Genomic DNA, 10,296 nt, shown 5'->3' on the forward strand with positions numbered 1-10,296 from the left:
GCCGTCGCCGAGCACCGCGGCGAGGGCGGCGTCCAGCGCGGCGAGCCCTTCCTCGACCAGGGCGGCCGTGTCCGGGTCGAGCGGGGCCCGCTCGGCGGCGGAAAGCAGCAGCAGCCCGGCGGCCGGGCCGCTGTCGTACGCGGCGGCGGCCTGCGCCAGGGCCGCGGGCAGGTCCGCGGCCCCGGCCCGCGCCCGGGTGAGCGGCAGCACGTCCCGGTCGAGGTGGCGGCGGAGCGCGGCCAGGTAGAGGCCGCGCTTGCTGCCGAACACCTTGTAGAGGCTGCCCCGGTGGACGCCGAGCGCGCCCACCAGGTCGTCCACCGACGTGCCCTCGAAGCCGTGCGCGGCGAACAGCCGGGCGGCGGCTTCGACGGCCTCGTCCTCGTCGAAGGCTCGTGGTCGTCCCATGGCCGGAACGTTAGCGAGTTGAAGAACGGTCAGTCAAGAACGATCGTTCAACAACCGGGGTGACGGCCGGGTCAGCCCGCCAGTACCTCCTGCAGGGCGGCCGCCTCGCGGACGGCCCGGGAGCTGCCGCCCCGCGCGGCCAGGGCCGTGACCTCGGGGATCGGGCCGCGGGCGGCGCAGCGGCGGGCGCAGTCGGCGGCCACCGCCAGCAGCTCGCCGACGCCGCGCGGCGGTTCGCCCGCCAGCAGTCGGGGCAGGGCGGCCACGAGGACCGACCAGACGGTGCCGTGGGCGCCGGTGTCGGCGGCGGCGCGCAGCGACTCGGTGAGGCGGTTGGGCTTCACCGGGCCGAGGGCGACGAGTTCGGCGATCTCGTGGCCGAGCAGGGCGCCGTCCAGGTCGCCGCGGGCGGCGAGCACCAGCAGGGCGTCGACGGCGGCGGTGCGGTCCTCCGGGTGCCGGGCGCCGAGGCCGTAGGCCAGGGCGAGGTGGATCGCGGGGCCGGCCGGGCCGCCGGCCTCGGCGAGGGCGGGGAGCAGGTCGGCGCCGCCCCGCACGTCGAGGTCCGCCGCGGAGGCGAAGCGCTCCATGAGGCGGGCGGCGGTCTCCTCCCGGTGGTGCGGCAGGATCGCCGTCCACTGCTCGCGGGCAGGCGGGGTCCACCAGACGTCGCGCCGTCGGAGGTGCCGGTCGGCGGCGTCGAGCAGCCGTTCGGCGTCCTCGGGCAGACCGGCGCCGGCGGCCTCCTGGTCGATCAGGCGGCGGGTGGTGGAGAGCCGCCGGCCGTCCCGTCCGCGCCCGCCGGAGGGCGCCCGCACCACGGTGGGGCGGCGCGGGAGGCCGCCTTCGCGCAGCCAGCCGGCCAGCCGGCCGCCGGCCGGGGTGCCGACGGCCGCGGCGAGCGCGGTGACCGCGGGCTCGGTGGTCGGCGCCACCCGCAGCAGGGCCTGCCCGAGGTCGACCGGGCCCGGGTCGGCACCGAGCGCGGCGTACCCGGCGAGCCGTTCGACCAGGACGACCGGGTCGATCGACCCGGTGGTGTCGGTGGGGGTGGCCAGCAGGTGGGGCAGCGGGCGGGTGGCCAGCCGCAGCACGGCCTCCTCCAACCGCGCGGCGGTCTGCTGGTCGAAGGGCGTGGACCAGGCGGTGCGGAAGCTGCCGTGCCGGTACGAGCGGTCGGCGACCTGGCGGGCCCGGTCGACGGTCATCCGCCCGGCGGCGGCCTCGGCGATCAGCCCGAGGTCCCGCGCATGGGGGTGGGCCCGCAGCACCGGGTCGAGCGCCTCGGCGAGGGCGGCGCGGTCGGTGTGCGCGTGCCGGACGAGCCCGTCCAGGACGCGCTCCCAGGGGACGAGGCCGGTGTCCCCGGCGAGCACCGCGCCGAGCTCCTCGGCGAGTTCGGCCGGGGTGGCGATCGGGGCGGGCACCGGCCGGGGCTGCGGCGGGGGCGGCAGCAGCTCCTGGTACTCCTCGGCCTGCACCTCGGCGCCGAACAGCTCGGCGGCGCGCCGGTGGTGGGCCGGGTCGAGCTGTTCGGCGGCGGGCCGCAGCTCGGGGAGGACGGCGGTGCCGGCGGCGGCCAGGTGCCGGGCGACCACCTTGAGCGCCTGCTCCTGGAGGGTGCGGTCGGGGTGGCCGAAGGCGCCGGCCGCGGCGAGGACCACCGGCCCGGCCCGGTGGGGCGCGGTCCGGGCGGCCCGGTCGAGCCAGCCGAGCTGGGCGCGGACGAGCTTCTTCTCCGTCCGGAACAGCACGGTGGGGCTCGCCTCGTCGAGCACCTCGGGGTCGAGCCGGCCGGCGGCGTCCAGCGAGGCGAGTACCTCCTGGGCCAGGGCGGCCGTGGTGGACGGGCCGGAGAGCAGCGCCAGCAGGGTGCGGGCCCGCTCGGCGTACTCGTCGGCGGTGGGGGCCAGCGCCCGCAGGACCGTCAGGTAGATCCGGTGGTCGTTGGGGCGGCCGCCGCCGCGCAGCAGCCGGGCGAGGCAGCGGTCGAGCAGGTCGGCGCGGCCGAGGACGCCGTCGGCGGCCAGCCGGGCGAGGACGGCGGGCCAGCGCTCGGAGTCGTCCCGGGCGACCCAGGGGCCCTCCAGTTCGCCGGCGAGATCGGGCACCTCGAAGACCCGCGGGGCGAGCACCGGGGTGAACGGGTCGGCGACGAGCCGGGCGTGCAGGTCGCGGCCGGGCGGCAGGTCCCCGAAGGCGCGGTGGCGCGGTTCGGGCCGGGACCGCTCGCGCACCCACTGGGTGGTGAAGGAGTCGGTCGCGGGCACCGGGCTGCCGGTGGAGCGCACCAGGTACTCGAGCAGCGGGAAGTGCTCGGACCAGCCCCAGCCGGGTGCCCTGCGCTCGGCGAGCCGGGCGGTGACGACCTGCCGCCACTCGACGGGCTGACGTTCGATCACCTCGACGAGCAGCGGGTTGCGCCAGCCGGCGCGGTCCTCGAAGACCCGGCTGCCGATCCACTCGGCGGCCGCGGTGGGCGAGGTGTGGCAGCCGGCGCCGGCCACCAGCAGGGCCGTCCACCGGTCCGGGGAGCCGGACCAGCTGTCCCGCAGCTCCTTGCGGAGGGCGCGCAGCGCGGGCACCTCGGCGCGGCGCTGTTCGGGGGCGAGTTCGGCGAGGGCGGCGGCGACGGCCGCGGTGTCCCCCTTGCGGGCGAGGTCGGCGACGCTCATCGCGCGGCCTCCGGCTGTCCGGCGCGGACCAGGCCGACGGCGAGCACGTGCTTGCACGGCCCGCGCCCGCCCCGGTACTTCGCCCACCAGAGGCAGGTGCAGCCGAGCTGTCCGTCGGCGCCGGTGCGCACCCGCTGCACGTGGTCGTCGACGGTGACCTCGGCGAGGCCGTCGCCGAGCCGGACGGCGCCAGCGGCGGCGGCCAGCGCCCGGGCGGCCCGCAGCCGCGGGTTGTGCGCCTCGGCGCGCCCGGCGTCGTACGGCAGCACGCGGTGGAAGTGGGCGGCGTCGGCCGGGTCGTAGCCGATCTGGCCGGCGGTGCCGAGCCGGGTGAGCGCCGCGCGGACCCGCTCGACGGTGAGCCCGGACTGGGCGGCGAGTTCGGCCGGGTCGATCCTGGGCTCCCAGGCGAGCAGGGTGGCGATCAGCTCGGCGTCCTCCTCGGAGCCCTCGGCGGCGAGGGCGGTGAGCACCCCGCCCTCGCCGGAGAAGCCGCGCGAGGCGTCGGGCGAGAGCGTGAGGGTGAGCCGCATCCCGGGCAGCACCACCTCCCAGGCGGAGGCGGCGGACGCACCGGGGGCCGCCGCGGCGGGCGGGCCGTAGACCCGCAGGCCGAGGGCGTGCCGCAGGACCCGCTGCAGGGCGGCGAGCCGCTCGGGGCCGGGCAGGCAGACGGCGCCGGGCACCGGGCGGCTGGTCGGGCGCAGGGTGCGGCCGGCCGGCACGACCCAGCCGGTGGTGGAGCCGCGGCCGCCGGTGCGGGGCAGGGTGCGCAGGAAGCGGACGGCCTCGGCGGCCGGCAGTTCGGCGCGCAGGTCGAAGCCGGCGGTGAGCACCTGCGTCTCGGCGAAGCCGCGCACCCAGCGCTCGGGCAGCGGGACCTTCTTCTCGACCATCGGGCCGTCGAGGGTGGTGACCTCGAGGGCGTCGGGGCCGACGGCCAGGTGCAGCGGTTCGCCGGCGCCGATCCGGCTGAGGCCTTCGCGGAGCGGGTTGTTGACGTCGACGTTGGTGGTGCCGTGGCCGGGGTCGTCGCCGTCCAGGCCGTCGGCGAGGACGTCGAGGCGGGCGTGCACGCCGCAGCAGCCGGAGAAGGACTCGAAGCGCAGCCGGTCGCCGCCGGCGGTGACCACCGGGTCGAGGGAGGCGCGCAGCTGCGGCTGGTGATAGCGGGCGGCGGCGACGTCGGCCACCGCGAGGAGGGCGGCCGCGGCGGCCGCGGGCGAGGTCAGGAAGCCGCTGAAGAACCGCGGGTTGGCGGTGGCCCCGAGCGGGCCGGCGCCGCCGGAGGTCTCCAGGGCGAGGGCCCGCCCGGCGGTCTTCTGGTGCACCGCGGAGGGGCGCAGGTAGGCGTACGTCTGCACGGCTTGCGTCATGGCGAGGACGCTAGGTGCGGGGACTGACAGGCCATCGCTTCTGGAACGCGTTCTACTCTCCCGACGCACCACGGGTAACCCAGGTCACACCGCGGTGCGGGGGCGATCTGCCAGTATGGGGCGGTGAACGACGCCATGGACCAGGGGATGCCGGCCGACGACCAGGTGGCCCCGTTCGTCGAGCTGTTGCGGATCGAGGAACTGGACGAGAACCTGTTCCGCGGCCGGTGCCATGCCGGCGCGCCGATGCGCGCCTTCGGCGGCCAGGTCGCCGCGCAGGCGCTGACCTCGGCCGGGCGGACGATCGGCGCGGAGCGGTCGGTGCACTCGCTGCACGGCTACTTCCTGCGGCCCGGCGACCCGACCCGGCCGATCGTCTACCAGGTGGACCGGATCAGGGACGGCTCCTCGTACGCGACCCGCCGGGTGACGGCGGTTCAGCGCGGCGAGGCAATCTTCACCATGTCGGCGTCGTTCAAGCGCCCGGAGTCCTCGACGGAGCGGCAGCGCACGATGCCGCCGGTGCCGGGGCCGGAGGAGCTGCCGGACCCGTTCGTGGCCTGGGAGCGGGCGAACCCGGAGGACTTCGCGAAGTCGACCGGCTTCCGTGCGCTGGAGATGCGCTTCCTGCCGGCCGACGCGCCCGGGATGCCGGCCGAGCTCCCGGGCGTGCCTCAGCAGTTCGTCTGGCTGCGGACGGGCACCCCGCTGCCGGACGACGACCCGCTGCTGCAGGTCTGCGCGCTCACCTACCTGTCCGACCTGACGCTGGCCTCGACCACGGCGCTGCACCTGGAGCCGCACCGCTTCGGGCGGAAGGAGCCGCGGCGCACCCTGCTGGCCTCGCTGGACCACGCGATGTGGTTCCACCGCCCGTTCCGGGCCGACGAGTGGCTGCTGTTCGCGCAGCGCAGCCCCTCGGCCTCGGACGGACGGGGTCTGGCGCTCGGCGAGTTCTACAACCGGGACGGCCTGCTGGTGGCCTCGGCGGTGCAGGAGACGCTGCTGCGGGAGGCGCGCGCGACCCGTCCGTGACCGATCGCGTCATACCCGTGCGGGACCCCGGGCCCTATCATGGTGAAGGTGACCAAGGTTGACCTGTCACCCCGTCCGGTGGAGGCGATGTCGCCCCGTCAGCTGGAACGCCGCGGGAACCTGATCGCGGCCGCGCTCGCGCTGGTGACCGAGATCGGCGTCGAGCGGCTGCAGATGCGCCAGGTGTCCGAACGCTCGGGGGTCGCCCTCGGGACGACCTACCGCTACTTCTCGTCCAAGGACCACCTGCTCGCGGCCGCGATCGCGGAGTGGCACCACTCGCTGCTGACCGACCTGGTGGGTGAGGCGCGCGGCCGCCGGGCCGGGCTCACGGCCAGCGACCGGATGGTGCGCTTCGTCCGGCACGGCATGCGCGCCTACCAGCGGCAGCCCGAGCTGGCCCGGCTGCGGGTGTCGGTGGCGGCGTCCACCGATCCGTTCGCCAGCGAGGCGCTGCAGGCGATGGCGAAGGCGGACGGTGCGGCGCTGCGCGCGGTGATGTCCGAGGTGCCGCCGAGCACGGGGGACGTCGTGCGGCACATCGTGGGGCACGCCTGGCAGGGCGAGCTGACGGCCTGGGTGACCGGCCGGACCACCCTGGACGACGCCCGCCGGCGGCTGGAGGACGTGGTGCGGCTGGTGCTGACGCCGTACGAGGCGGCCGATCCGGCGGCCTGACGGCGAGTCTTAAATCGGGCGTAAGCGTTCCTGACGTTCCTTGACCGCGGCCCGGCGCGCCCCGACGCTGGACGGACTCCGCCCCGGCGAGCCCCGGGACCCCCGCCGCGCGCCCGACCACCAGGAGCCCTGTCATGAACACGCCCTCCCGCCGGCTGCTGCTCGGCGCCGCGCTCGGCGGCGCCGCCTCCGCCGGGCTCCAGATGGCCGCCCGCGGCGAGACCCCGGCCGCCCCGTCGGTCTCCGGCTGGCAGCTGCGCTGGTCGCCCTCCCCCGCCTTCGACGGACTGCGCGCCTTCGAGACCGTCGAGGACGACCGGGCCGGCTCGCACCCGTCCGCCCGGCCGCACATCACCACCGACGGCGACGCGTACCGCTGGACGATGCACACCGTCGACCGGGACTCCGCCACCGACCGGCAGCGCCACGAGGTCACCGGGATGCGCAGTCCGGCGGGCGGCCCGCCGCTGGAGTGGCGGGCCGGCGAGACCTGGCGGACCACCTACGCGGTGTACGTCCCGTCCTCGCTCCGGGCGACCACGACCTTCACCCACATCATGCAGATGAAGCAGCCCGGCAACGGCACCGCGCCGATCGTGGTGCAGTCGCTGCGGCGGGTCGGCGGCAGGGAGACGGTCGAACTCGCCCTGCCGCAGTCCGGGGTGCTGGTCGGCCGGACCGACCTGGCGGCGCTGCACGACCGCTGGGTCGACGTGGACTTCCGGATCAGGATCGGCGACGGCTCGAAGGGCACGGTCCGCTGGATCCTGCGCAGCGGCGGGACGACCCTGGTCGACGCGGCGAAGGAGGGCGTGGACACCTTCCTCGCCGACCGGGTCCGCCCCAAGTGGGGAATCTACCGCTCGCTCGGCGACACCTCCGGCTCGCTGCAGGACTGCCACCTGCTGATCCGGTCGATGCGCGGCTACCAGCTGGTCCCCGGGCCGTCCGGGACCTACCGGGCCGAGGAGGCCGTGCTGCGGCAGGGACGGCTGGAGACCGGTCCGTCCGGGGTCGCCTGGGCGTCCTTCGACGGCGGTGCCGGAGCCGGGGCCGAGTGGACGGTCGAGGCGGGCGCCCCGGCCGCCGCCACCCTCTCGCTGCGCTACGCCAACGGCGGTGCCGCCGACCGGCCGATGGACGTCGCCGTCAACGGCAGCCGGGTGGTCGCCGCACGCGCCTTCCGGCCCACCGGCGGGTGGGACCGCTGGGAGACGGTGGCGCTGCCGGTGACCCTGCGGCCGGGGCCCAACACCGTCCGGGTCACTGCCGTCGGTGCCGCGGGCGCGCCGCGGCTGGAGCGGATCGCACTCGGCTGACCCGCGGCGCCCTCAGACCACCTCCACCGGGTGCACCACGACCGCGTCGAAGAGGTAGCCCTCGCGGTTGAACCGTGCCTCGGCGCCCTGGGTGCGGCCGAGCAGGTCGGTGGCGCGGGCGCGCAGCCCGTAGCGGCCGGGCGCCGCGGGCCGCCAGTCCAGCGCCCAGCGCCGCCAGCCGTAGCGGCTCGGCGGGTCGAGCAGCTCGGCCGTCCGCCAGACGCGGCCGCCGTCGGTGCTCACCTCGACGGCGCGGACGGCGGCCGCCCCCGACCAGGAGCGGCCGCGCAGCTGGTGGGTGCGGCCGGCGGCCAGCACCGCCCCGGGCGCCAGCTCGAAGGCGCTCTTGACGGTCTGCCGGGTGAGCGCCGGACCGCCGTCCGCCGGCTGCCCGGGGCCGAACAACCGGTAGAACTCGGTGCTCCACGGCGACTCCAGCGGCCGGTCCGAGACCTCCAGGGACCCGAGCCACTTGACCGAGGCCACCCCCACCCAGCCCGGCACGACCAGCCGGGCGGGCGCCCCGTGGTCGGGCGGCAGCGGTTCCCCGTTCATCCCGTACGCGACGAGCACGTCCTCCAGGGCCTTGGCGACCGGCAGCGGGCGGCGCACCCGGCCGAGGTCGCGGCCGCCCACCCGGTACTCGGGGTCGAGGCCCACCGCCAGCACGTCCACCGCCGCCGGGCCGAGGCCCGCCCGTTCCAGCAGCACGCCGAGCGGGACGCCGTGCCAGGCCGCCATGCCGACGCCGCCCAGCCCCCAGGCGGTGCCCGGGGCGGGGGTGCCCTGCTGCTCGGCCCAGAACCGGCGGCCGTTGCCGGCGCACTCGAGCACCGCGTCCAGCGTGGTCGCGGGCAGGGCGTGCAGGTCGGCGAGGGAGAAGGCCGCGCCGGGGCCGCGCAGACCGCTGCCGTGCACCCGCAGCCGCCAGGTGTCCGGGTCGATCCGCGGGGTGCGGGTGTGGTTGCGGACGAAGAACCGCTCGTTCGGGGTGTGCGGGCCGGGGCCTGTGGGCGCGCCCCAGCGCATCTCGGCGTTGCCGTCGTGCGGCAGGAACCACTCCGGGGGCAGCGGCTTGACGATCCCGCGGCCCCCTCCGTCGGACGTTCCGGGGGTCACGGCTCCACGGTAGTACGCCGGACGGATGCGGGCAGCCGACCGCGGCTCCCGCACGGACCGGCCCTGACCTGCGACGACGGACTCGACGTCGATCTTCCGCCGGGACTTCACCCGGTTGTGGCCGGCCTTTCACACCGGTCTGCCACGCTCCGGAGCATGATCGCACCATCCGCCCCGGTTCCCCCGCGGGACACCCGCTTCCCGCTCCCCCGCCGCCACCGGCGATGGCTGGCCTGCGCGGCCGTCGCCGCGTCGGTCGCGCTCGGCACCCTCGGCGTGGCCGCCACCGCGGAGACCGTCCGGCACCACCAGCGCACCGAGGCGGTGCAGGCGGCCCGCTGAGCCGATCGAGTGGTGCCGGGCGGGCCGGCGGCCGATACTGCCGTCATCGGCACAGACCCCTGAGCGAGGGGGTGGTCCCATGGCCACCGGCACTGTCAGGACGTACTACCCCGGCCACGGCTACGGCTACATCAAGCCCGACGACGGCGGGCCGGAGCTGACCGTCTACTACGACTCCATCGTCGACGCCCCCGAGCACGTGCTGGCCGACGGCCAGCGGGTGGAGTACGACGCCACCGTCCAGGAGTTCCGCGAGGTCGCCGAACACGTCCGCGCCGTGGAGTGAGGAGCCCGCCCCGCCGCCCCGGGCCGGGCGTCAGTCGTTGCGGGAGTGGCGGCCGCCGCCGGGGGCGGGGTGGAGTTCGGCCTGCGGGGCGTAGCGGGCGGCGGGGGCGCGGAGCACCCAGTTGCGGCCGGCCGGGGCGATCAGCTGCATCCGGTGCAGCAGGCCGAGCACGTCGCGGCGCAGGGCCGTGCGGTCGGCGAGGTAGTCGCACTCGGGCTGTTCGGGCAGCCCGTAGTCGTCGGTGACGTCGCCGAGGGTGCCGTCTATCAGCGCGTCGGGGACGAGGACGGCGGGCGGGGCGGCCTCCTCGGGCAGCGGGCGGAGCTCCTCCACCAGGCGTTCGGCGACCAGCAGTGCGGTGCGGGCGAGCGGCCCGTCGGCGAGGTCGGAGAGTTCGTCGGCGGGGTCGAGCAGGGCCATGCCCTCGGCGCGTATCTCCGCCTCCAGCCCGAGGAAGTCGGCGAACAGCTCGGCCTCGGCGGTCAGCCGGCCGAGCAGCCAGGCGCGTTCCGGGGCGGCGAGTTCGTCGGTGAGGACGACCGGGTTCTCGGCGAGCAGCCGGCGGACGGCCAGCGCCGGGATGCCGGCGGGCGCGGCCGCGGGCGGGGCCGGAGCGGCGAGCAGGGCGCGGGCGAGCTCCCGGTCGAGCGCGAGGCCGCCGTCGGGTCCGGCGGTGGCGACCTGCCAGTCCGTCAGCAGCGCGGGCACCTCGGGCCGTTCGAGGTCGGGCACCCGCCGGTCGGCGATCGCGCCGAGGGCGAGGACGAGGGCGGCGTACCCGTCGGGCCCGAAGCCGGGCACGGCGCGGTCGGCCAGCGGGGCCTTGTGCAGCCGGGCGTGGGCGGGGCCGACGGTGAGGGGATAGCCCAGGAGTTCGCCGAACCGCTCCGTCAGCCAGTCGGCGTGACGGAGGATCAGCGGGAAGCCCGCGCCGTGCGGGCCGTCCGGGGTGACCAGCGGGTGGGCGAGCAGCAGCCGGTCCGCGGTGCGGCGCTCGCCCGCGGTGGCGCCCTTCGCGGCGGCCCGGCTGCGGTCGGGCCGACGGTGCCGGCCGGGGG

10 protein-coding genes and 1 pseudogene are annotated in these 10,296 nt (G+C 77.1%); 6 read left to right on the plus strand and 5 right to left on the minus strand.

The window, feature by feature from the left end; all coding sequences use genetic code 11:
- From ABD353_RS38070 to ABD353_RS38080, 3 genes are all read right to left on the minus strand, one after another.
- On the minus strand, positions 1 to 408 hold a 408-nt coding region (locus ABD353_RS38070), incomplete at its 3' end, for a TetR/AcrR family transcriptional regulator (RefSeq protein ID WP_344628309.1).
- A 71-nt stretch (positions 409 to 479) separates the two neighbouring features.
- A complete protein-coding gene (locus ABD353_RS38075; protein ID WP_344628310.1) occupies positions 480 to 3,083 on the minus strand; it encodes a DUF7824 domain-containing protein in 2,604 nt (867 codons plus the stop codon).
- Positions 3,080 to 4,459 carry an SWIM zinc finger family protein gene (locus tag ABD353_RS38080; protein ID WP_344628311.1) on the minus strand — a complete coding sequence of 460 codons (1,380 nt, stop codon included), beginning with the start codon at positions 4,457 to 4,459 and terminating at the stop codon, positions 3,080 to 3,082. Before ABD353_RS38080 ends, ABD353_RS38075 begins: the two co-directional genes overlap by 4 nt.
- A 147-nt stretch (positions 4,460 to 4,606) precedes the next feature.
- On the opposite strand from ABD353_RS38080, the gene ABD353_RS38085 reads away from it, so the two are divergent.
- From ABD353_RS38085 to ABD353_RS38100, 4 genes and pseudogenes are all read left to right on the plus strand, one after another.
- Positions 4,607 to 5,494: an acyl-CoA thioesterase gene (locus ABD353_RS38085; protein ID WP_425555337.1), complete on the plus strand. Its 888-nt coding sequence runs from the start codon at positions 4,607 to 4,609 to the stop codon at positions 5,492 to 5,494.
- Positions 5,495 to 5,542: 48 nt separating this feature from the next.
- On the plus strand, positions 5,543 to 6,172 hold the full coding sequence (locus ABD353_RS38090; protein WP_344628313.1) for a TetR family transcriptional regulator: 630 nt from the start codon (positions 5,543 to 5,545) through the stop codon (positions 6,170 to 6,172).
- A gap of 134 nt (positions 6,173 to 6,306) precedes the next feature.
- Positions 6,307 to 7,110, plus strand: a pseudogene (locus ABD353_RS38095) (Tat pathway signal sequence domain protein); the annotation flags it as partial.
- The gene (locus ABD353_RS38100) at positions 7,090 to 7,491 is read left to right on the plus strand and encodes a carbohydrate-binding protein (RefSeq protein ID WP_344628318.1); all 402 of its coding nucleotides are present in this window, start codon (positions 7,090 to 7,092) and stop codon (positions 7,489 to 7,491) included. The pseudogene ABD353_RS38095 and the gene ABD353_RS38100, both read left to right, overlap by 21 nt.
- Positions 7,492 to 7,503: 12 nt before the next feature.
- Here the strand turns inward: ABD353_RS38100 and ABD353_RS38105 are convergent, their stop codons facing one another.
- Positions 7,504 to 8,610: a sulfite oxidase gene (locus ABD353_RS38105; protein ID WP_344628314.1), complete on the minus strand. Its 1,107-nt coding sequence runs from the start codon at positions 8,608 to 8,610 to the stop codon at positions 7,504 to 7,506.
- Between the two features lie 156 nt (positions 8,611 to 8,766).
- Here ABD353_RS38105 and ABD353_RS38110 point away from each other — a divergent pair, with 156 nt between their 5' ends.
- Together ABD353_RS38110 and ABD353_RS38115 are read left to right on the plus strand one after the other, a co-directional pair.
- Complete coding sequence (locus ABD353_RS38110; protein ID WP_344628315.1) at positions 8,767 to 8,952, plus strand: hypothetical protein; 186 nt, start codon at positions 8,767 to 8,769, stop codon at positions 8,950 to 8,952.
- Between the two features lie 79 nt (positions 8,953 to 9,031).
- On the plus strand, positions 9,032 to 9,238 hold the full coding sequence (locus tag ABD353_RS38115; RefSeq protein WP_344628316.1) for a cold-shock protein: 207 nt from the start codon (positions 9,032 to 9,034) through the stop codon (positions 9,236 to 9,238).
- A gap of 30 nt (positions 9,239 to 9,268) precedes the next feature.
- On the opposite strand, the gene ABD353_RS38120 is transcribed toward ABD353_RS38115, so the two are convergent.
- Positions 9,269 to 10,296, minus strand: a 1,028-nt coding sequence (locus ABD353_RS38120) for a DUF2398 family protein (protein ID WP_344628317.1), incomplete at its 5' end; no start/stop codon positions are given.

Source organism: Kitasatospora arboriphila (genome assembly GCF_039528095.1).
Taxonomy (GTDB): domain Bacteria; phylum Actinomycetota; class Actinomycetes; order Streptomycetales; family Streptomycetaceae; genus Kitasatospora; species Kitasatospora arboriphila.

Excerpts from the sequence above, each read along its gene's own strand:
- ABD353_RS38080 (WP_344628311.1), bottom strand. The coding sequence starts at position 4,459 with ATGACGCAAGCCGTGCAGACGTACGCCTACCTGCGCCCCTCCGCGGTG.
- ABD353_RS38085 (WP_425555337.1), top strand. The coding sequence starts at position 4,607 with ATGCCGGCCGACGACCAGGTGGCCCCGTTCGTCGAGCTGTTGCGGATC.
- ABD353_RS38115 (WP_344628316.1), top strand. The coding sequence starts at position 9,032 with ATGGCCACCGGCACTGTCAGGACGTACTACCCCGGCCACGGCTACGGC.
- ABD353_RS38075 (WP_344628310.1), bottom strand. The coding sequence starts at position 3,083 with ATGAGCGTCGCCGACCTCGCCCGCAAGGGGGACACCGCGGCCGTCGCC.
- ABD353_RS38100 (WP_344628318.1), top strand. The coding sequence starts at position 7,090 with ATGCGCGGCTACCAGCTGGTCCCCGGGCCGTCCGGGACCTACCGGGCC.
- ABD353_RS38110 (WP_344628315.1), top strand. The coding sequence starts at position 8,767 with ATGATCGCACCATCCGCCCCGGTTCCCCCGCGGGACACCCGCTTCCCG.